Genomic DNA, 21,574 nt, shown 5'->3' with positions numbered 1-21,574 from the left:
TCATGCGCCGATCAGCTCGATATATTTTATGCTGAGGTGACTGAAATGAAATTTAAGATCAGACACGAAACAAGAGCTTTCCTGTACGGTATCATTATCCCTTGGGGAGTTGCCGCTGCTGTATTTTTACTGTTTGTGTTTTTCGGATTTACGGTATTTGACGAGCTGCCTGCAAAGATATTCTTAGGAATACTTATCCTTTGCGGCGCAGTGGAGATAATTTCCATATTATTGTATATAGCCGAGAAAATATTCGGTGCAAAAATAATCATCGAAAGCGATCATATCAAAGTACGAATGTTTCTAAGGCGCAGGAATATCCGCTTTGATGATATTGCTGATGCCAAATACAGGCATTATTACGACAGAACGGAAGAAAAGAATAATCCGTATTCAATACTTACTCAATGTGCTGATGCAAACTATCCGACTGCTCCGATAATCCGTTCACAGATCATATTTTATCTGCTCTCAGGCAAGGTGTTCAGACTCAACGATGCTGCCACAAACTATAAGTGGAAACGCAACCTCTGGATAACTGATCCCGAAATTGATCCTGACGGAGACGTTAAACTGTATCAGGCATATCTGTGCTACCGCTCTGCATGGCATAAATATTATAACACAGGCGAAAACGCACTGAAATATGACATAAATTAGATAACGCAACATAAAAAGCCCCTTTTGAAAAGGGGCTTCTTTATTCTTACTGATATTTAGCCTTATCCATTTCACGGATAGCAGCACGGCGGATCTTTCCGCTGCCCACTGTCTTAGGCAATTCTTCAACGAATTCGATAACACGAGGGTACTTATAAGGTGCGGTACGGCTCTTGACGTACTCCTTTATATCCTTGACAAGCTCCTCAGAACCTGTGGTGCCCTTAGTCAGGACGATAGTTGCCTTTACTACCTGTCCGCGTATCTCGTCCGGAACGCCTGTTACTGCGCATTCAAGCACATACGGGAGCTCCATGAGAACGCTCTCGATCTCGAATGGTCCGATACGGTAGCCAGATGACTTGATAACATCATCAACACGTCCGACATACCAGAAGTAGCCGTCCTCGTCTACCCATGCAGTATCGCCTGTATGATAGTAGCCCTCACGCCATGTCTCGGCTGTATTTTCCTCGTCGCCGTAGTAGCACAGTGCAAGTCCCGGAACGCCGTAGCCTTTAGCATTTGCGTCCTTGAGTTTTACACAGATCTCGCCTGTTTCACCTACGCCGGCAGGAGTGCCGTCAGGGAGAAGCACCTGTACATCGTACTGCGGATTAGGCTTGCCCATGCTTCCGGGCTTTGGCTCCATACCAACAACGTTTGCGATCGTAAGAGTTGTCTCGGTCTGACCGAAGCCCTCCATGAGCTTGATGCCTGTTGCCTTGTAGAACTGGTGGAACACTTCAGGGTTGAGAGCTTCACCTGCGATACAAGCATATTTAAGTGATGAAAGATCGTATTTGGAAAGGTCCTCCTTGATGAAGAAACGGTACATTGTAGGAGGTGCGCAGAATGAAGTTACATTGTACTTCTTGAACATAGGAAGGATATCGTCTGCGTGGAAACGATCAAAGTCGTAAACGAATACAGCAGCCTCGCACATCCACTGACCGTAGAGCTTGCCCCAGAGTGCCTTGCCCCAGCCTGTATCAGAGATAGTGAAGTGCAGACCGTTAGGATCGGCATTCTGCCAGTAACGTGCAGTTACATAGTGACCGAGGGGGTACTGATAGCTGTGAAGGACCAGCTTAGGATTGCCCGATGTACCTGAGCTGAAGAAGATGAGCATAGGATCTGTACCGCAAGGAGTCTCCGCAGTGCGCTCAAAGTGTGTGCTGTATGCAGAAAGCTCTGCGTTGAAATCATGCCAGCCCTCACGCTGACCGTTAACGATGATCTTGGTTTTGAGTGTTGGAGAAACAGCACAGGCTTTATCGACTTCGCTTGTGATATCGCCGTCAGCCGAGCAGACGATAGCGGATACCTCTGCTGAATTGAAACGATACTCAAAATCGTGCTCCTTGAGCATATTCGATGCAGGGATAACAAGAGCACCTATGCGGTGAAGTGCGATTATTGAGAACCAGAACTGGTAATGACGCTTTAATACGAGCATTACGCGGTCGCCCTTCTTGATACCCAGTGATTTGAAGTAGTTAGCTGTCTGACAGGAGTATTTCTTGATGTCCTTGAATGTGAATTTGCGCTCGTTGTGATTAACATCAACGTAGATCAATGCTGTCTTGTCAGGACATTTCTCAGCCATTGCATCAACGATATCGTATGCAAAGTTGAACTTATCCTGATTTTCAAAATTAACTGCGCTGAGTATGCCGTCCTCATTGGTCTCGCACTTGACGAATTTCTCAGCAACAGGGTGAAGCAGACCTGCTTTGTCAACATTTGTAAGGTGATGTTCGGCAACGTGCTCGCGGTATTCAGTCATACCTGTTGTGCCGTGAGGAGCCATTACAAATGCATAGATCTCGCAATCCTCGCCGCCGAGAGCAACTTCATCATGTGGCATAGAGCTGTCGTAATAGATACAGTCTCCCTCATGGAGTATCTCGGTATGTGAACCAACTGTCATACGAAGTGTGCCCTTGAGAACTATATCCATTTCCTGACCTGCATGGCTTGCCATGTGGAGAGGTTCGGAAAGTGCTTCTTCTGAAAAAGGGATAACTACATGGAAAGGCTCGACAGTCTTGTTCTTGAACTTTGAAGCAAGGCGGTTGTATGCAAAGCCCTTTCTGCGGACGATCGGTACTCCCTCGCCCTTTCTTGTAACGGTGTAGCCGCTGAGCTCAGGGCTGCTGCCCTCCATGAGATCTGTGATCTCGACATTGAATTTATTTGCGCATTTATATATGAAAGTAAAGCTGAAGTCCTGTTCGCCCGACTCAAGCTTTTTGTATTCTTCTACGGAGTAATCAGTTATTTCTGCCATTTCCTCAACGGAAATACCGAGGTCTTCACGCAGGTGTGAAATACGTTCAGCGACCTCCTTGATCCTTATTTCTGCATTCTGCAAGTTTGTCGTTTCGCTCATAATAATCGCTCCTTTTTTAATAAAATAAAAAACTCGTCTCAAAGATTTTCTTTGAGACGAGTATCAATACTTGACTACCCGCGGTACCACTCAAATTGTGCCGCTATTGCGTAACACCACTTCAGGCTCTGACAAGCCCTATTCATTGACGCAGACTCACGGGAACGCTTACTGGAGAACTTTCAGCATTCCGGCTCAGAAGGGATACACAGCACTGCTTATCACCGACTCGCACCACCCGTCGGCTCTCTGTAGACATTGGCAATACTTTGCTTGTCTTCCTCATAGCTTATGTTTGGATTATATCACATAAAATCTCATTTGTCAAGACATCTTTTGAAATTTTTTTGAATATTATCCGAAAAGCTTGTTTTACAGGCTTGATTATGGTATATTTTATAAAGAGCAAAAAATATATCTCTGCTGTTCAACAGTCATGCAGAGAAAATGATAAGGAGATAATTATGGGAAATGATAAAGTAATTTCTGAAAAAACAAAAGGCAGAAAACGTTTTCGTATTGTTTTTTTCCTGATCGTTATTGCAGCATTGCTTGTTGCTGTTTATATCCGTGTAAATCCTAAATGGAAGGCTGCAAAGCTCACCATAGAGCCTGCAAACAGGATCTCCGATATACAGTGTATCGAACCTTCGGGTACGACGCTTGAAACAAGGATTCTTCCGCCTGAGGGCTATGAACGTGTTCCTGCAAAGGAAGGAAGTTTCACCGAGTATCTGCGTAAATATCCGCTTCTCCCCGACAATACTAAACTCCCGGTATACGACGGAACGACAATGGATTACTCATACGTTGCCGCTATATTTGATATAAGTCTTGGCGATGAAGGATATCAGCAGTGCGCTGACAGTGTAATAAGACTTTACAGCGATTATTTTTATGAGAACAAGCAGTATGACAAGATATCATTTCAGTTTTCAAACGGTGATGTCTGCGATTATAACCGCTGGCGCAAAGGAAAGAGAATGTTTGTCCTCGGCGATTTCTCCTGTGAGATACCTGCTGCACTTCCCGACAACAGCGAACAGCAGTACAGAAACTACCTCAAGGAGGTAATGAATTATGCAGGTACGCTCTCTCTGCAAAAAGAATCTGAAGTGATATCACCCGATGATATCCGTGTCGGAGATATCATATGCGATGATACTCATGTCGTCCTGATAGTCGATGAAGCGGTAAATGAGAAAGGTGAAAAATGCTATCTCATAGGAGAGAGTTTTATCCCTGCCGTATGCTTCCATATACTGACAAGGACAGAGGGCAGAGAGGAGACTCCATGGTTTACGCAGGAATATCTGAAAAAGGATCTATTTGTAACAGGGGCATTTCCGTTCAGCAAAGACGAGATACGCCGCTGGAAAGACGGATTTTAATAATATTAGCATTTACTGAAAGAAGCCCCTTTAAAAGGGGCTTCTTTCATATTTTTTTAAGAAGATCGAGGTTATCTGAACTCGATATAATCTGAAGAATACTCGCCGCTGTTAGTGTATATCTTCATGGCGTTTATTGCATTTTCGATTATCTCGCTATTGCCAGGTTCGTCCTTGATATAAAGTGCAACATCGTTGTAGCCGATCTCTGCCAGTACCTTTTCACCTGTAATTACAGGAACTGCTATATCAAAGAGTGCTTCGATGGCTTTTTTATCCTCTATCTCAATATGCTTATCGTTATACCCCATACTGCCTGATCGCCTTCTGGTGTTAAGACTGAGTATGGAGTCAAGCTTATAATACTTTCCTAAATAGTTTTTTACGTAATTGGCATCATTGTCCGTGTACAGATCATAATAATTCTCATAGTTCGCACCTTTTATCAGCACTATAGGGAAAACATACTCGATATTTCTTGTTATCATGAGATAATTGGAATAAGTATCTATTTCTTCTGCCAGTTCCTCAGAAGTCTTTTTGTATTTGACATTATGATCTTCAAAGAACTTAACAGTATTTACGCAGGCAGAATTGATAGTCTGTCCTTCAAGCTCGCAATAGAACTCAGAATTTTTAAGTTCCTCAACGCTCATCGAAGCCATATCCTTACGCAGAGCCTCAGTGAGCTCCCTGCCCTCTTCTACTGAGAACCATCTGGACGTTGAAGCTCCAAGCTTGTCTCTGAGATTGAATATGCAATATCCTGCATCTTCTAACTTAACATCATAATCGTTTTCTTTTTTGTCAGTTCTCAGACTATTGCGGAATATCTCTCCCGATACCTGCTTGGCGTACTCTTCACTTGTATACATATCACAGTATAATTCCGTGAGCATCTCCGACGGGATAGTGTACTGTCTGATAATTGATGAGCCGCTTCTGGTATAATATGTCATTCTTATTGTGATCTCGTCAAAACGGTACATGGGATCCTTTGAATTGCCGATAGTGGACGCTGCTGCTACATCTTCCCAATAGTTTGATACGTTAAGCCCAGACATTTCATACTCATACTTATCGGGATCAAAATGGCGGTCAACAAGCTCCTTATTGAGCTTCATCACATCTTTTATCAGCTTTTTGTCGTGGAATGTCCTGTTTTCTCTTAATGCGTCGCTGTCTCCCCATATATCTATCTCTACATCAGTGACAGATGATTCCGAAGGTATCACCTTTGCTCTGCCCAGTCCGTCTGTCAGGTCGATCACCTTGATAATGCACATAACTGCCGCACTTGCTGCTGCAAAGCTTACAACAGCAGTCCAGAAGCGTTTGAAGCCTCTTCTTCTGATGACTTCCATAACGAACCAGAGTATGCCGCTTATGATAATAGCTGCAATAGATCCGCCTGAAATGTTCATCATATTTATCATTGAGAAAACGCAGTAAACTCCAACAGACATAATAATATAATAGAATGCCTTGTAAACATAGGGCTTTGAAACGTCCTCTGCCTTGCGGTGCTTATACAAAAGAAATGTCACTGCAACAAGCACAGCCATGAACAGCAGTATTCTTACCATAAAATTCAGGTACATGGAATTTACCAGTGTATCGGTAAACGAAGAACTGTCACCTCTTCCGACAAAGATCCCCTTGTCATCAGCATACATTATATACCCAAAAACGCCTATGGGACTTGTTGTGAAGAAAGTATAGTTTCTTGTGATAGAATTGCCGTTGAGTCCAAAATGTGCCGCATTTACAATATTCATCCATGTAAAGTATATAAATGTGGGTATCATTATATTTACGGCTGCGATGCTGAAAATCGCTTCAAATGTACTGCCTGCAAAGGTTATTGCGAATACCGACAGGGTATAAAGGATCAGCATTCCTGCGGCCACGATCGAACCCAGCTGAATTGCAGTGCAGATGAGTTCTGACAGTTCTTTTATCTCTATGAAACAGGAGCCTATGAGCAGCTCTGCTCCTGCTATGATAACTCCAATGCATACAGGAAGCATATATGTTGCAAGTCCTGCAAAGAAATCCGCAAAGAAACGCTGACGATTATTTAGTGGAAGTGAATAGTTCATGTCAACAAGGGATTTGTTATACAGGTATCGGAAATTCATCATGGGTATCACGATACCCATTGCGATACTCAGGCACAATGCGATAGCGGCTATCATTATGAACAGCCCTAATACCGAATCATCACCGACGATCTTATTGTTTTCGATATACATCTCTCTCAGAAAGACTCCCACAACAACGGGGAGACATAACAGCTGAAATACAAGATTTGTAATGAACAGCTTCATATCCTCAGAGAACTTGCTTTTGAAGCGCAGAGAGAACATTCCCTTCTTTTTATTCGCTTTCGTTGTTGTCGCTGCTGTCATAGCCGAGCACCTCCAGTTCGTAGATAAATATTTCTTCAAGTGTGAGCGGTATGACCTCTGTGAGCATCGGGTGCTTTGAAAGCAGAGATGCCTTTATAGCATCAATGTCGCCCTTTGCGATTATGAAGCATATACTCTGGCTCTGCTCATAGTGGAGTATCTCTATATCCTCCTGGACAAAATCCTCCTCGGTATAATTGACCACAGAGCCGTCTTCGTTCTTGTTGAATACCACCTGTATCTTATGTATGCTGCCCTTTATATCATCTATATCACGGGAGAATACTATCTTTCCATTGTGAAGAAGTGCAGCTGTGTCGCATACCTCGTTTATCTCTTTGAGGTTATGAGAAGAGATTATTGTCGTCAGCTGACGGTCAAGCATAGCGTCAACAAGCATTTTCTTGACTATGATACGCATAGTAGGATCAAGTCCATCGAACGCCTCATCAAGAAGCAGATAATCAGTACGGCAGGCAAGACCGATTATCACTATCGCCTGACGCTTCATGCCCTTTGAAAAGGTGTTTATCTTCTTGTCGAGGGGGAGTCCTGTCTTTTTTCTCAGCGACTCAAAGATCTCCTCCGAAAAAGACGGGTAGAAAACCTTATAATAGTTTTTCAGCTTTTTAAGTGTAAAGCTTCCGAACTGAACGGTCTCGTCATTTATGAAAAATATCTTCTGCTTTGCATCTGCATTATCGTAAACGCTTTCTCCGTCAACGAGCACCTCTCCCGAATCCGCGGAATAAATACCCGAAACAAGACGTAGTATAGTGGATTTTCCTGCACCGTTAGAGCCGAGCAGACCAAAGGCAGTTCCCTTTTCGATGCGCAGGTCAACTTCATCAAGAGCTGTAAAGCCGTCGAATTTTTTTACTGTATTTTTTAGTTCTATCATTATTCTTGCTCCTTTCCGTAAGAAATATATAGTGTTTCTATCCTTACTTTCAGATCCTCAGGAGATATTCCCTTATCGAAAGCTTCGTTCACTGCATTATCAAAATCCGTCAACGCTTTTTTGCGGAATTCATCAAAATTCTGTGCGGATATGAAGCTTCCTCTTCCCGGGACAGAGTATATAACTCCGTTTCGTTCAAGCTCCTGATAAGCTTTGGCAACTGTATTAGGATTAACACCTGTGGATTTTGCAAGACTTCTTACACTGGGCAGCTGTTCGTTCTCGGTTAGCACACCGCTGAGAATAAGCCCGACTATCTTCTGATATATCTGCTCATATATGGGTGTCCTGCTTGTCAGGTCAACAGAAAACATAGGCATCTCCTTTCTGTATCGTGTGTACTATGTCAAATAGTACAGTTATTACACCTATATATTACCACCTTATCTCTCGCTTGTCAATAGCTTTTTCAAAAAATTTTCATAAGTTCAAAAAAATACCCCTATAAACCAAACACCTGCCTAAAGCAGATAACTGCTAAAGACAGGTGTTTGGCTTACTATATTTTATTCAGAAGCAAGCTTATATAATATTGCCTTACGGCATTTATTGAGGACGTATTACTTGCAGTCGCCCTTGATGAAATTTCTGAGCAGTTCAAGATCGGTCTCGTTGATAACGTCATCGCCGTTCATGTCTGCCGCACTGAAGTTCTTTACATCACCGTTTACAATTGCTTTCTTCATGCTGCAAAGGTCGTATATATCAACTGTTCCGTCTCCGTTAAGGTCGCCGAGAGCGTAATTCTCATCACGCTTGTCTGTTCTCCACCAGTTGATATTGTAGAGATAACCGTCACCCCCAACAAACTTGAAGTAGATATCATGCTTGCCGTTGGTCTCCTGTATCGAGCAAGCCTGTGTGTTCCAGGTCTGCCAGCCGCCTGAGCTCTTGATATCCATTCTGCCTATAACATTGCCATTAGGATCATCAACGCGTATCTCAAGCTGTGCTCTTGCACCGTTTGAACCGATACGGAAATCAATATTCTTAACGCCTGTAAGGTCAACGCTCTTGAAGCCGATATAGTCATTATTCTCAGCATATGCTACGTCAAGACCGCCCTCAGAGCAGTTTTCGGTATCTATACCTGACTTGATATCGTACTTCTCAGCCTGTACTACCTTGCCGAGAGAAACTATTCCCGGCTTAAAGGAAGATGTAGTAACAGTCGGTGTGCTTGATGTGGTCTTGGTCGTTGTCTTGGAAGTAGTTTTTGATGTGGAAGTTGTGGTAGTTGTTGAAGTTTTTACAGTAGTAGTCGTAGTTGTCTTAGACTGTTCATTTCCCGAGCCTGCATAAACTGCTTCAACAGTTGCATCGCCTTCAAGTCTTACCTTGATAGAAGCTGTAGTTGTGTCACCGTTGGTTATCTTTGCACCGTTAACCTTCCAGTGAGAAAAAGTCTTGCCATCAACGGGTACAGCCTTTATATAGATATCATAATCTGTATGATATTTGCCGCTCCAGCTGTTTATCTTTCCCAGCTCAAGGGTATTGAGCTTTATACTTCCGTTGTCGGCAGAGTTCACAACAGTGAGCTTGCGAGGTTCGGAAGAAAGCTTTGCAGCAGAGCGAAGTGTGCGCTCTGCGTGTGAATAACGCTGAGCATAGAATTCAGTAACGGTATTCATGTCGCCCTCAAAGCGTCTTTCAGCGTTTGAGCCCGATAAGCTTCCCGAATGGAAGCGTGAATATGTATCAACTACCTGCTGTCTGAATGTATTCTTGTAGCTTTCTATAACTTTTCTTGTCCTGTCGGGAGTAAAGTTATAGTTTGCAAGGTCCATCATAGTTCTTGAAAACTTCAGTCTGAACTGTTCATTGTTCATAAGGCTGTTGAACACTCTTGCAAGCTGACAATTGCTTTCGCGTATACGTCTGAAACAGTCGGCAGAGTATACCTTATCCTCTGTGCCGTAGAGTCCCTGACCTGATTCGGTATCAAAGATCACCATTCTCCACTTGCCGTCAGCATATGGATTTTCGGCATCTACAGCGTTTGAACGCCATGCCATGTAGTTGTTCTGCGGCCAGTCTGCATTGCACCAGTATATCTGTGCTGCAAAATAGTCCATAAATGACTGTATATCAAACTTGCTGCAAAATTCGTCATATGACATACTTCCGTTGGAAATACCGTCACAGGCTCTGCGCCAGTCGTTAAGGTCGCTGTCGCTTCCCTCTTCAAGTCCGTTGTTCTTTATCATTGCAACGTCGCTTTTTTTAATGCCGTAATGATCGCTTATATAACTCTTGCCCAGCTTTTCCATTACCTGATATATGCCCCAGAATTCACCGTCGATAAATACGATGCACTCCGAAGTAGCCTGAGTTGCACAAGCTCTGTCTGATACAAGGCTCTGATTTATGCTGTCGCGGAAGAAAGCTCCCGTATTGTCATTTCCGCCGTTACGGAGAACCAAGCCGTCATATTTCTTGATAGCCTTTCCGTTCTTAGCCTTTGTAGCCTTTCCCGAGAAGAAGTCGTATTCAAACTCGTCTTTTCCGTATTTCTCGCGTGTGTAAACATTAAAGCTCTTCTGTGCAAGGCATCTTGAGTACGCACCCTTTATGCGGATACCTACGTTCTGCTCGATGACCTTTTCGCCGTTGTCGAACATGGTAAATACCGCAGGACGCTCCCAATCCTTGCCCTTCATGGAATAGTTGGCTTTTATCTCCCACGGCCACTTGCCCTCAGTGCCATGCTTATTCTCGTCGTAGACCTTGCCGAGACAGTAAATGCCCTTGTCGCGGTCGAAAAGATTTGCATGATCGGTAACAAGAGATACTACCTTCATGTTTTTATAGTATCCAGAAGCGGTCTTGCCTACCATGAATACCTTTGTAATATATTCGCTGGGGCGTCCCTCGCCGTCCACCGCAACAGCTCTTATTATAGCTGCCTTATCAACATTTCCGCGAGGAGCTTCTGCTCCGTCGGGAACTATATCTGTACGTGCGCTGAGACGGTTCTCGGTATCAGTCATATCCTTGATAGTAAGGGGCTCGGTGTACTTCTTCGAGCCGTATACAGGATCGCTGCCGTCTGTTGTGTAGTATATATCACAGCCCTCATCGGCAGTCAGTGTGAGCTTGAATTCGCTGTCATAGAAGCCGCTCTCATGCGAGAAAGTAGGAGCATGAACAGCGTTAGTGCCCTCGGGTTCTGTGTTTTTCTTATCGGGAGTACAGCTGAGTACGTAATACTCTCCGCTTCCCTCGGGATACTGACCGAAAGATGTATCCTCCGCAAGAGAGCCGACGGTAAGTGTATTGACCGTATTTCCGTTTGCGTCTGACAGTAAAAGCGTCTCGCCCGAAGCCGAAATACCGAACGGAGCGATACTTTTATTGTTTGCCGCCGCATCGCTGTCACAGAAAACAACAAGCCTTCCCTCAGCACCTATACGTGTACCGCTGGGGAATACATACTTAAAGGGCTGATCCTCTTTGTCGGTAAGTCCCCAGCCCGAAATATCGGCTTCTGTCTTGCTGTTGTTGTACAGCTCGATCCAGTCATAACAGCCCCCGTCTGCTGCATGATAGACCGTGTTTTTCGAGCAAACTTCATTGAATGTCACCTGTGCGTTTGCATCGGCATTTGCAGGAAGGTATGAAGCTGATCGCAGCAGCATACCAAGACATAGTATCCCCGCGATACTACGGCTTTTCATTCTGGTTTTCAATTTTCTCCACCTCATCTGATAAAATTATCCTCGTTTGCTGCTATCAAATAATTTCAGTGTTATAAAAATAATTATATGATTTTTGCGTCATTTGTCAAATATATTTCTAAAAAATAGCAACGTAAATATTATAGCATATGCATAAGGCTATTTCAAGCCTTGTACAGGATTTTTATATCTGATTTAAGTAAAAAAATCAGGGTGAAAAAGTCCATTTTATTGTCACTGTGTATTAATTGCATAAAAAAGCTAATAATTAAATGAATTTTTATATTAATATTGCAAAATGTAATATTCTGCTCATTTTATACAATCTATTGAGTGAAGTAAAATAAAACAATTTACATTAATTCAAAAATATTATGTCATATCACACGGTGCATCACCATTAAAAAAATATCATATTTTGGCTTTTTCCTGCTTTTTGACTTTATGTTATATAATTAAAGCATAGTTAGCCACTGCCAACAGCATATAGTATAAAAATGAGCAGATAATCAGTACAATAAAGTGCAAAACCAACAATTTTGTCTTTTCGCAGAGTATTTTTTTAAAATAAATATTCCTTTTGTAAATTAAACGACCGCAATAATATACTAATTTTTGGTTAGCGAAAACGAAAAATATCACTATTGTGCTAAAAATCAGCCTACTGATAGTATAAAAAATAAAAAAATTACAACCTTAAATTGTGAAATCAACTAAAGAAGTAGTAAAAAAGCAATTAAAAATGAGCATCAATGGCTTGAATTCGGCGAATTAGGTATAATGAGCAAATTTTGACTTGAACCGTTCATAAAAATGTAATAAAATGATTATAAAGAAACGCCGCAAAAGTCACACAAGCTTTTGCGATTTTCTTTAATTGTAAAGGATATCATTTATTACGAAACGAAAGTGAGGTTTGATTGACATGAAAAAGAGCAGCTTCAAAAGATTTGTCAGCGCAGGCATTACTGCACTGATGGTTGCTTCGAGTATCCCTGTAGTCCCTACTGCTATAGTAGCAAATGCTGCTGACCAGCAGACAAGAGGCAATATCGGCGGATACGACTATGAAATGTGGAATCAGAACGGACAGGGTCAGGCATCAATGAATCCCGGTGCAGGTTCTTTCACCTGCTCATGGAGCAACATTGAAAACTTTCTTGCACGTATGGGCAAGAACTATGACAGCCAGAAGAAGAACTATAAGAGCATAGGCAAGGACATCACACTTACTTATGATGTTGAGTACACACCAAGAGGAAACTCGTATATGTGTGTATATGGCTGGACAAGAAATCCTCTTATGGAATATTATATCGTTGAAGGCTGGGGCGACTGGAGACCACCCGGAAACGGTGCTGAAAACAAGGGTACAGTAACTCTTGACGGAAATACATACGACATTGCAAAGACAATGCGTTACAACCAGCCATCACTTGACGGTACTGCTACTTTCCCACAGTACTGGAGCATACGTCAAAGAAGCGGCTCGGCTAACAATCAGACAAACTACATGAAGGGTACTATCCACGTAGGCAAGCACTTCGACGCATGGAGCCAGAAGGGTCTTGATATGTCGGGTACACTTTATGAAGTTTCACTTAATATCGAAGGCTACAGATCAAACGGTCAGGCTAACGTAAAGAGCGTAAGAGTTTACGAGAACGGTCTCGACGGTGAAGTAACAGAAACAACAACTCCTGCAACACCTACAGTAGAGCCTGATGCAAACGGCAACTACTTCACAAGCACATTCGAAAGCGGCAAGGGCGACTGGTCAGGCAGAGGCGACGCGTCAGTTTCAGTCGATTCTGAGAACTACTATGACGGCAGCAAGTCCCTTTATGTATCCGACAGATCAAACGAGTGGAACGGCTGTGCAATTCCGCTTGACTCAGGTGCATTCGTACCCGGTCAGACATACAGCTTCAGTGCTGCTGTTCTTCAGAAGTCAGGCAGCACGGTAACAATGCAGATGTCACTCCAGCAGGGCGACGGCAATGGTGCTGCTTATACACAGATCGCTACAGCTGACGCTAAGAGCGGTGAGTGGACAAAGCTTGAAAATACAAAGTTCACTATCCCTGATAATTCAGGCGATCTGGTACTTTATATCGAGACTCCCGAAAGCTCGGGCGACCTTTGCGATTTCTATATTGACGCGGTTCAGGCATCAAAGTCAGGCAAGGAGTCATCTGTAAAGACAGGCGGCGGCAAGGTAGGCGAAGGCACTTTTAATCCGCCATATATTGATGAGAACCCAATTACACATGGAATAGGCGTTGCTGCACACCAGAACATGGATTATACCTACAAGAAGGGCGGAGACGGATTTAAGGATCACGCAGGTCCGTTATTCAGACTCGGTACTTCCGTAAGTGCAAACGAAATAAATACATCACAGGGACAGAATTTCATCAAGCAGAATTACAATTCTATCACTTGTGAGAACGAAATGAAGCCTGATTCTATCGTTGCAGGCGTAAACGGTGATAACGTAAATATCAGCCTAAGAAGTGCTGATCCTATCCTCAAGTTCGCTGAGCAGAACGGAATCGGCGTTCGCGGTCATACCTTCGTATGGTATAGCCAGACTCCGGGTTCACTGTTCCAGGAAAACGGCAGAGACGTATCACCTGACAGAATGAACAAGCGTCTCGAGAGCATGATAAAGAATACATTTGCTGCTATCAAGCAGAATTATCCTAACCTCAAGCTCCATTCCTACGATGTTTGTAACGAGCTCTTCGTTAACGACGGCGGCGGAATGAGACCTTCCTATAATTCAAACTGGGTAAGAGTATACGGTAACGACAGCTTCGTTATCAATGCATTCAAATATGCAAGACAGTATGCTCCTAAGACAACAAAGCTCTATCTCAACGACTATAACGAGTACATGACTGCAAAGACCAATGACCTGTACAACATGGCTAAGAAGGTAATGGCAGAGGGCGACTACATCGACGGTATCGGTATGCAGTCACACCTTGACTCAAAATATCCTTCCGCAAGTGAGTACGAGACAGCTATCAAGAAGTTTGAGAGTCTCGGCCTTGACGTTCAGATAACAGAGCTCGATATCACTAACAGCACCGGTACAAACAACAAGCTCTACCCCGAGATCTTCGAGGTAATATGCAAGCACGCTAAGAACATTTCCTGCGTAACTCTCTGGGGCACAACTGATGAGAGAAGCTGGAGATACCGTGAGAACGGCGGTTCACCGCTTCCATTCAGCAACTATCAGCCTAAGTCATTCTACAACGATATCATCAAGATCATGGACAAGTATGCTACTCAGCAGACAACAACAACAACCACCACCACAACTACTACAACTACCACCACAACTACTACAACAGCTCCTATCGTTACACAGGATCTTAAGGCTGCTCTCGAAGCTAAGGTAAGCAAGTGGGGCGACGCAAACGTTGACGGTGATGTTGACCTTTCAGATGCAGTTATGATAATGCAGTCACTTGCAAATCCTAACAAGTATGCACTTTCTGAAAAGGCTGCTGCAAACGCTGACGTATATCAGGCAGGCAGCGGTATCACAAACAGCGATGCTGCTACTATCCAGAAATATCTCTTAGGTCTTGTAAAGACACTTCCAGAGAGCTGGGCAACAAGCGGCGAAAACTGGGGCGGCGGTGCTGCAGTACAGACTCAGGCACAAGCAACTCAGGCTGCAACTACAACAACTACAAAAGCTGCCGCAGTAAACAAGACATACCTCGATAATTCATTTGATTCAGGCGTTCAGAGCTGGTCAGGCAGAGGCGATGCTTCTGTAGAAGTAAGCGCAGACAGCAACTACAGCGGCAAGGCTCTCTATGTTTCAGGCAGATCAGCTGAGTGGAACGGTGCAGCTGTAACTCTTGGTTCTGACTTCGTAGTAGGACAGTCATACAGCTTCAGTGCTGCTGTTCTCCAGCAGTCAGGCAATGACGCAACTATCCAGATGTCACTCCAGCAGGGCGAAGGCGACTCAGCTGTATACACAAGCATTGCAAAGGTAAGTGCTAAGAGCGGTCAGTGGACAAAGCTCGAAAACACATCATTCACAATTCCTGACAACTCAGGCGATATGGTGCTCTACATAGAAACACTCCCTGATTCAGGCGATACAATGGACTTCTACCTTGACAACGTTGTTGTTGCATCAGAGGGAACAAAGTCCTCAGTTGTAACAGGCGGCGGTACAGTCGGCGAAGTTCCTGAGCGTACATCTAACTTCAACTACAATGCAAACGTTCAGTTCAAGGAAGCTCCGGGCAACTACTTCAACCAGTGCAGCCAGCAGGGTAAGGTAATAAAGGAAAGCTACAACGGTATCAACGGTTACAACAACCTTAACGTATACCTCCCTTACGGCTATGACAAGAGCAAGAAGTACAATATCTTCTACCTCATGCACGGCGGCGGAGAGGACGAGAATACTCTCTTCGGTCAGAACGACACAATGATGCAGAACCTCTTCGACAACATGATAAAGAACGGCGACATGGAGCCTCTTATCGTTGTTACACCTACATTCAACAAGACTGAGGCAGGCAGATTCTACAGCGAGTTCCGTCAGAGCGTAGTTCCTTTCGTTGAAGGCAAATATTCAACATATGCAGGCGGAGATACTTCACAGGCATCACTCCAGAAGTCAAGAATGCACAGAGCATACGGCGGCTTCTCAATGGGTTCAGTTTCAACATGGGCTGTTCTTGAGAATTGCCTCGACATCGTTGGCTACTTCATGCCGCTCAGCGGCGATCACTGGGGCGGAAATTCAGCATACGATAAGGCTAAGTCAATCGCTAACGCTATCGACAAGTCAGGTCTCAAAAAGAATGAATACTTCATCTTCGCAGCAACAGGTTCAGATGATATAGCTTATCCAAACGTTAACCCACAGGTCAACGAAATGAAGAAGATGAGCCAGTTCGTATATACATCTGACTTCTCAAAGGGCAACTTCTACTTCATGGTTGCTCAGGGCAAAACTCACTGGTGGGGCTATGTAAGACATTACGTTTACGATGCGCTCCCATACTTCTTCCACGAAGGTCAGTGATCTATCTAAGACAACTTCATTCATACACATTTGTTTTTACAAAATATAGTAATTTCTGATTTTTTCCCTCGGTATCGTACCGAGGGATTTTTTTATAAAAAATAAGGGACGAATGACCGATCATTCGTCCCTATTACTTTAATATTATTTTTCAATCCTGTTTCTCATCAGGCAAAGATCATATGTATCCCATAAGCCGTCGCCGTTGAGGTCGTAGTTCGTATCTTTATCAATATCTACCTTTTTTCCGAGAATGAAGTCTTTGAGCTTCTGAACATCATCAGCTGTATAGAGCTTTTCTTCATCGGGTATCACCTTGATCTCAGCAGTATTTATGACAGCCGAGCCTGCATTATGGAAGGTATGCATCTGAAAACCTGCTAACTGTGTCGTATGCAGTTTCAGATCAAAGGCTTTGAGCTTTTCAACAATATCGGTAATACATATCGTATTTTCATAGCGTGTAAACTTTTCGGGGATATCCTCAGCCTCTGACGGAGCAAGCGATTCAGCGCGTGATACTATTATATAAGGAGTGATCCTTGCTGCGGCTTCGGGATAATATTCCTTTACATTATATACCACACCGTCAGACTCTATAGTACCGAGTTCGATAACGTCACGTGCAGGGAAATCAATTATCTCTGTTCCTATTTCCTTATCCCATTTATCGGCGATAAGTATATTATAGTTCTGACACTCTCCGTTATCCCAGAAAAAGCCGTTCCATGAAGATTTAGCTTGATAATCATTATTATGGCACTGTACATATCCGCCTATGATAACGTTTGACTCTTCGCCCTCATCGCTGAGCTCTCCGAGGTCAACGCTGTAATCCACATAGACCTTTTCATCATCTTTAAAGCCGCCTATCAGATCAGCTGTGCCTGCATCTGTCTCTTGTGAGTCATCGGAAGCAGGATCTGTGAAAGAAACCACACCTCCAATATCATTCCAGTCAAAACTATCTATTCGATCCTTGATTATACTGAAAGAATGATGCTCTTTATCTATACCCGATGATGACCACGGCTCAGATCCTTTCTGCCATTTACAGTCTATCTTCTCGCCTGCATAGCCCTCCATGGAAACATTCTCACCTTCAACATCATAGAATACATCATCTAATGTCCGGAAGCGATGTTCTGAGTCGACAGAAACCTTACTGAGCTCTCTTGCATAGTAACCGTCATCGGGAGTAAACTCTGGGATAGTGACCTCATTCTTTACAAGCTCCACACTTCCCTTTGCTGTACCGCCGTTCACAAAAGCGGTCAGCGTTGCAGGTTCGCCCAAGATCGTTCCCTTTTCTTTTATGAACTCAGTAAACGGTGCAAGCTCATGCTTAGCGGAAACCTTTCCGTTCCTGCCGTTTTCTTCTGCATCTTTGCTGATAAAATAATATGTATGTCTGCGGACAGGCTTGAAGCTTCCTACAAGAGTCGATAAAACGTAATATACATCATAATCCTGTTCATCTGCTGTAAGCTCTCCTACTTTTTCAACATAATTCGGGCTCCAGTCCTGATAAGCATCAACGATATATATATCCACTGCGTAGTTATACTCGTCCGTCTGAGGTCCTACAATATCCGCATAGACAGCTGTGAAGTATTTTCCCTCCACGTCCATATTCATTGAATAATCTATGGAAGAATTTGCAACTGCCTTATAGGACTGGCCTTCCTTATACTGCTTTCCGCGCTGGAAGACCGGATCGTTGTTATATTTATTTTCTGTCGAATCCCAGTCAGCTTTGAAAAGCGAAGGAGCAAGCACCTGCATTCTTGCAGGATAGCCGCTGCTTAAATTATAATAGTGATCTGTGCGTACACCGTCATCATAATATCCTCTCAGGATCAGTGGTGCTTCCTCATCTTCACACTCATGCTGTACAAGCTCGTGCATATTCTCTATTTCAATTTCAGACATATATATTCTGGCATCGCCCTTTGACTGTGCAGCCTCAACAAATAAAGTGATATCAGTAATATCACCTATATCGCAGCCTGCTGCTGCCATTGCATCAAGTTTATCGCTGACACATACCCAACGTGTATTATCATTGAAGAAATTAGCTTCCAATGACTCATCTCTGCGGTATAACATTGGAGAATTTTCGTCCGCAAAAGAATAAAGTGTATAATCCACGCTCTGTTTTTTGACTTCGCTGAACTCTCCCCATATGTTTTTTTCCTTGAATTCGTCCACACATTCTAAGCTTCCGATCTTTTCGTATCCGTCGTTCTTTTCGGCGATACTGAGTTTGTCAGAAGATTCGTCCTGTTCAAGGATAGTAAAGGTCTTGCCGTCGGAATTGCGTACACGTATACCAAATCTTACATAACCGTCTTTTGAGTAAAATCCGTCAATGTTCACATACTGCATATAGCACAAAGAAATATAGCCAAGGTCTGAATACTTTACAGGTGAAGCAAACTTCCAGCCTCTTGCTGTTGAAAAGGTCTCTTCATTGCCCCAGCTGCACTCGTAATATCCGCCCGGTTCCATATTAACACAAGCAGTACCGTCCTTGTCATTATTTGTGAATTCGTAATAGTAGCCCTTATCGACACCGCTGCTGTTATGGTCTATGATGATACCTGAATATGCAGGGAAAACAGTCATGTTCACAGCACACACTGCCGCCGCAGTCATAGCTGAGAACATCTTCTTCATACACTTGTTCATTTTTGCCCTCCTTTAAATGTTTGATATTAAACGTTATATTATGCACATATTATATACTACACTTTTCCAAAAATCAAGCAAAATTTTGCTATTTTACATACATTTAATATGGACACTGCCCTGACAAAAAAATTTTTGTTTTTCTGAAACACTTTACATTCTTTACCTGAGTAAGTATAATGAAAACGATAGACCACAGCAAAAACAATTGAAAAGGAGGAATATTATGACTGATAATGAATACCGCGCTTTATTTGAAAAGTCGCCTGCCGCTGCACAGAACGCACTCTTTGAGGAATATATCAACTATGTATATTCGATCGTTTTCAATAAGCTAAGGAGCTGCGGAAGTGCCGAGGACATAGAAGAATGTGTCAGTGATGTTTTTTCTGCCGTTTTTCTCTGCTATGACAGCAAACAGAACATAAACGGCGACCTTAAAGGCTACATAGGCAGGATAGCCTCAAACAAAGCTATAAATATGTTCCATTCGCTGTCCGCCAAGAGCGACAGAACGACCTATATCGAGGAGATGACAACTCAGCTGCCCTCCGAGGATACGGTGGCTAAAAATGCTGAACAGTCAGAGCTTCAGGACATAATGATAAAATGTATAAAGTCTCTCGGCGAACCAGACTCATCTATTATGATACACAAGTATTATTACAACATGAGATCCAATGAGATAGGCAAAAAATTATCGCTGCCCGCTGCAACTGTCCGTGTAAAATGCAGCCGAGCCTTGAAAAAACTGAAAGAACTTCTTACAGCTGAAGGCTATGATCTGAAGGAGGGAGAAATATGAACGAGAACAGAAAGATAGGGTTTGAAGTGCTTGAAAATGCAGATGAGAAAAAGATAAAGGAAATGGGAGCAGATACTCCTATACTTACACAAAACGCTAAAGACAGAATGTTAAAAATGAGCAAGGAAAAATTCAACAGAGCAAAAGGAATTACAGAAACAGATAACACATATACAGAGAATGACGAGTATACCGTATCGGGCAATGCGGAAGAGTACAAGCGTTCAAAGATAAAGCGCATAGTTACTGCTGCCGCAAGCTGTGCAGCTGCGGCTGTGCTTATCGGAACGACTGCTATTATGCTCCACAGGAAACCTGATACTACTGTAATACCTGAGCAGACTATAACCACAAATGCAAATCAGAATGTTACCAACACAGGTACGACTGTAACAAACACAGGAACAGGAACTGTAACTACCTCATCGACAGAGACCTTACCCGAAATGACCACTGTTACCACATATGTAGCAAAGAATTTCAATATATCTTCTCCTGTACCTGATGAAGAAATTGCAAGAGCGCGACAGAAAGTAATTGACGATTTTATACATACAGCATATGCAATTGATGTACAGTACAAATATATCGACATGAATGCTGACGGTACTTCCGAGCTTATGGTATTTTTCGAGAACGCTTATTACCAGACTCTTATCTATCGCTATAACGGTTCTGAATATGTATGTGATATAAATGAATACGGCAGACCTGCTTCGATAATGAGCACATCAATGCCTAAAATAAGCGATGATGAAAGCTGCATCTATCTTTATGATAAGGAAAGCGGCGGTGTACACCTGTACATAACTATGAATGAGGATTACTCACTTGATATTGACGACTATTATCACGGCAGTGACTGGGAAGATTTTGATGCCCACAGAAATGAGGCTGATTATCGTCCTAAAGACATATGGTATAATCGCGGTGATAAAGTTTCAGAGGAAGAATATAACAGCAGGCTCGCAAAGTACTCTTCCTATAATTTCAACGATATAAATGACTTTGTATATGTGATAGATGAAGCAGACGGAGTTAAAGAATACCGCAGAGAAATGGAAGAGCAGGAGCAGCAGAGAGCTGAACAGAGAAAGGCTGATCCTCACTTTGAAGACTTTGCCACTGTAGATATCGACAAGTCATTTTTCCTGAATAAAGGCATACTCGAAAGCGGTACTCAGTATATCGTAGAGCATACGGATACATACGCCGACGGTACTGTACTGGTCAAAACCGATAACAATGACATTTATTCCGATGATCCTGACAGCAGTCACTTAGGGTTCTGCGTTGATTACGGCAAAAACGATGATGCGCCATGCCATATAAAGGTACGCTGCCGTCCAAATGATAAACAGGAATATTTCGACTTGTGCGATCTTGATATCGACTTCAAAAACAAATCATATTACTGCGGCGACGTGATCGCTTCCAATTATATAAGCGTAGAATTCATCTATTTCAGTGAATGTTATGATAACGAGTAAACATTTACCGCCTTATGAC

The 21,574-nt window shown here is 43.0% G+C and carries 11 protein-coding genes and 1 other annotated feature; of the genes, 5 read left to right on the top strand and 6 right to left on the bottom strand.

The features are described 5' to 3' along the window. Positions 1 to 45: 45 nt before the first annotated feature. Positions 46 to 660 (top strand): hypothetical protein, encoded by a 615-nt coding sequence (locus tag BLW60_RS10905; RefSeq protein ID WP_074717273.1) that lies wholly within the window; start codon positions 46 to 48, stop codon positions 658 to 660. Between the two features lie 46 nt (positions 661 to 706). Here the strand turns inward: BLW60_RS10905 and BLW60_RS10900 are convergent, their stop codons facing one another. Further along, positions 707 to 3,055 (bottom strand): AMP-binding protein, encoded by a 2,349-nt coding sequence (locus BLW60_RS10900; protein WP_074717272.1) that lies wholly within the window; start codon positions 3,053 to 3,055, stop codon positions 707 to 709. 49 nt (positions 3,056 to 3,104) lie between these two features. Beyond that, positions 3,105 to 3,350 (bottom strand) — a binding site (T-box leader). 169 nt (positions 3,351 to 3,519) lie between these two features. Between BLW60_RS10900 and BLW60_RS10895 the strand changes: the two genes are divergently transcribed. After that, positions 3,520 to 4,446, top strand: coding sequence for a DUF4846 domain-containing protein (locus tag BLW60_RS10895; protein WP_074717270.1), 927 nt, complete (start codon positions 3,520 to 3,522; stop codon positions 4,444 to 4,446). 71 nt (positions 4,447 to 4,517) lie between these two features. On the opposite strand, the gene BLW60_RS10890 is transcribed toward BLW60_RS10895, so the two are convergent. The 4 genes from BLW60_RS10890 to BLW60_RS10875 all read right to left on the bottom strand — a co-directional run bounded on the left by BLW60_RS10890 (position 4,518) and on the right by BLW60_RS10875 (position 11,510). Continuing rightward, the gene (locus BLW60_RS10890; RefSeq protein WP_074717268.1) at positions 4,518 to 6,857 is read right to left on the bottom strand and encodes a hypothetical protein; all 2,340 of its coding nucleotides are present in this window, start codon (positions 6,855 to 6,857) and stop codon (positions 4,518 to 4,520) included. Then, positions 6,826 to 7,758 (bottom strand): ABC transporter ATP-binding protein, encoded by a 933-nt coding sequence (locus BLW60_RS10885; protein WP_074717266.1) that lies wholly within the window; start codon positions 7,756 to 7,758, stop codon positions 6,826 to 6,828. The genes BLW60_RS10890 and BLW60_RS10885 overlap by 32 nt, the downstream gene beginning before the upstream one ends. Next, a complete protein-coding gene (locus tag BLW60_RS10880) occupies positions 7,758 to 8,132 on the bottom strand; it encodes a GntR family transcriptional regulator (RefSeq protein WP_074717264.1) in 375 nt (124 codons plus the stop codon). The genes BLW60_RS10885 and BLW60_RS10880 overlap by 1 nt, the downstream gene beginning before the upstream one ends. Before the next feature lie 246 nt (positions 8,133 to 8,378). Further along, positions 8,379 to 11,510, bottom strand: coding sequence for a CotH kinase family protein (locus BLW60_RS10875; RefSeq protein ID WP_242872870.1), 3,132 nt, complete (start codon positions 11,508 to 11,510; stop codon positions 8,379 to 8,381). Positions 11,511 to 12,423: 913 nt separating this feature from the next. Between BLW60_RS10875 and BLW60_RS17030 the strand changes: the two genes are divergently transcribed. Further along, positions 12,424 to 16,569, top strand: coding sequence for an endo-1,4-beta-xylanase (locus tag BLW60_RS17030; protein WP_074717260.1), 4,146 nt, complete (start codon positions 12,424 to 12,426; stop codon positions 16,567 to 16,569). Positions 16,570 to 16,713: 144 nt separating this feature from the next. Here the strand turns inward: BLW60_RS17030 and BLW60_RS10865 are convergent, their stop codons facing one another. Beyond that, the gene (locus BLW60_RS10865; RefSeq protein WP_074717258.1) at positions 16,714 to 19,260 is read right to left on the bottom strand and encodes a glycoside hydrolase family 11 protein; all 2,547 of its coding nucleotides are present in this window, start codon (positions 19,258 to 19,260) and stop codon (positions 16,714 to 16,716) included. A 226-nt stretch (positions 19,261 to 19,486) separates the two neighbouring features. Between BLW60_RS10865 and BLW60_RS10860 the strand changes: the two genes are divergently transcribed. Next, a complete protein-coding gene (locus BLW60_RS10860; RefSeq protein WP_074717256.1) occupies positions 19,487 to 20,065 on the top strand; it encodes an RNA polymerase sigma factor in 579 nt (192 codons plus the stop codon). After that, entirely contained in the window at positions 20,062 to 21,555 is a 1,494-nt protein-coding gene (locus BLW60_RS10855; protein WP_074717254.1) for a hypothetical protein, read from the top strand. Before BLW60_RS10860 ends, BLW60_RS10855 begins: the two co-directional genes overlap by 4 nt. Positions 21,556 to 21,574: the final 19 nt, after the last annotated feature.

Source organism: Ruminococcus flavefaciens, from assembly GCF_900108555.1.
Classification (GTDB): domain Bacteria; phylum Bacillota; class Clostridia; order Oscillospirales; family Ruminococcaceae; genus Ruminococcus; species Ruminococcus flavefaciens_P.
Note: the sequence above shows the minus strand (reverse complement) of the source record. Positions and strands in the feature narration are given on the sequence as shown.

What these genes read in the sequence shown, in the direction of transcription:
- BLW60_RS10890 (WP_074717268.1), bottom strand. Translation starts at nt 6,857, where the DNA reads ATGACAGCAGCGACAACAACGAAAGCGAATAAAAAGAAGGGAATGTTC.
- BLW60_RS17030 (WP_074717260.1), top strand. Translation starts at nt 12,424, where the DNA reads ATGAAAAAGAGCAGCTTCAAAAGATTTGTCAGCGCAGGCATTACTGCA.
- BLW60_RS10860 (WP_074717256.1), top strand. Translation starts at nt 19,487, where the DNA reads ATGACTGATAATGAATACCGCGCTTTATTTGAAAAGTCGCCTGCCGCT.
- BLW60_RS10895 (WP_074717270.1), top strand. Translation starts at nt 3,520, where the DNA reads ATGGGAAATGATAAAGTAATTTCTGAAAAAACAAAAGGCAGAAAACGT.
- BLW60_RS10880 (WP_074717264.1), bottom strand. Translation starts at nt 8,132, where the DNA reads ATGTTTTCTGTTGACCTGACAAGCAGGACACCCATATATGAGCAGATA.
- BLW60_RS10885 (WP_074717266.1), bottom strand. Translation starts at nt 7,758, where the DNA reads ATGATAGAACTAAAAAATACAGTAAAAAAATTCGACGGCTTTACAGCT.
- BLW60_RS10855 (WP_074717254.1), top strand. Translation starts at nt 20,062, where the DNA reads ATGAACGAGAACAGAAAGATAGGGTTTGAAGTGCTTGAAAATGCAGAT.
- BLW60_RS10900 (WP_074717272.1), bottom strand. Translation starts at nt 3,055, where the DNA reads ATGAGCGAAACGACAAACTTGCAGAATGCAGAAATAAGGATCAAGGAG.
- BLW60_RS10905 (WP_074717273.1), top strand. Translation starts at nt 46, where the DNA reads ATGAAATTTAAGATCAGACACGAAACAAGAGCTTTCCTGTACGGTATC.
- BLW60_RS10865 (WP_074717258.1), bottom strand. Translation starts at nt 19,260, where the DNA reads ATGAACAAGTGTATGAAGAAGATGTTCTCAGCTATGACTGCGGCGGCA.